Source organism: Prevotella brunnea, from assembly GCF_008016795.1.
GTDB classification, from domain to species: domain Bacteria; phylum Bacteroidota; class Bacteroidia; order Bacteroidales; family Bacteroidaceae; genus Prevotella; species Prevotella brunnea.
The window spans coordinates 1-915 of sequence record NZ_SDIK01000114.1; the positions used below are offsets into that span (position 1 = coordinate 1).

Genomic DNA, 915 nt, shown 5'->3' on the forward strand with positions numbered 1-915 from the left:
TATAGAGCGCCCAAAGAATATCTTTTCCAAAACACACCATCTTCATATCCTTGAATTGTATTATCCCCAATAGCATTCATCAAGCGCTTAACAGCCCAATAGCAATACTCTCGGTTGATCTCTACTCCGCAATAACTCCTACCTAATTTTTGAGCGACAACAGCAGCTGTTCCACTACCTAAAAATGGGTCAAAAATTTTGTCGCCGGGTTTGGTTGATGCAAGTACTAACTTGGCATACAACTTTTCCGGCTTTTGAGTTGGATGGTCGGTATTCTCCGGCATCGACCAAAAAGGTATGCTAATATCATCCCAAAAATTAGAAGGATATGTAATTCGGAAATTACCGGACTCTGTTTCCTCCCAATCTTTTGGCTTCCCATCCACCTTGTATGGTGCAATAACTTTACGTTTCATCATAACAGAATCAACGTCAAAGTAATAATCTTTGGGATTTTTCACTGCAAACCAAATATCTTCCATGGCGTTTTTCCAATTAGACTTTGCACCTCTTCCCTTTTCTCTTTGCCATGTTATACGGTTTATGACCGTTAAGCGTTCTTCAATGACTCTTTGCATTGATGAAGTACACTTCCAGTCTCCGCACACATATAGTGTTCCGTTTGGAGCAAGTTTGTCGCAAACTTTGTAGAACCAACTTCTAAGGTAGTCTTCATACGCATCAGACTTCATGCTTGAAAACTTTTTCCCATGGAAATCTTTGTCGAGATTATATGGAGGATCGATAATTATCAAATTGAAATACCCATTAGGAATATAATCAAGACAATCAAAAAGATCTGCATTAATAATTGAGTCATCGGCAAATGATTTTTTAATATCACTTGCTGAAAGAATAAATTTTTCCAATGTTGGAATTTCGCTTGCTGAAACAGTCAGTGTCTTGTTTCTTTCA

At 37.9% G+C, this 915-nt stretch carries 1 protein-coding gene; it reads right to left on the bottom strand.

Annotation, left to right across the window (positions count from 1 at the left end):
* A partial coding sequence (locus ETF27_RS11130) for a DNA-methyltransferase (protein ID WP_147785844.1) occupies positions 1 to 915 on the bottom strand: 915 nt, incomplete at both ends.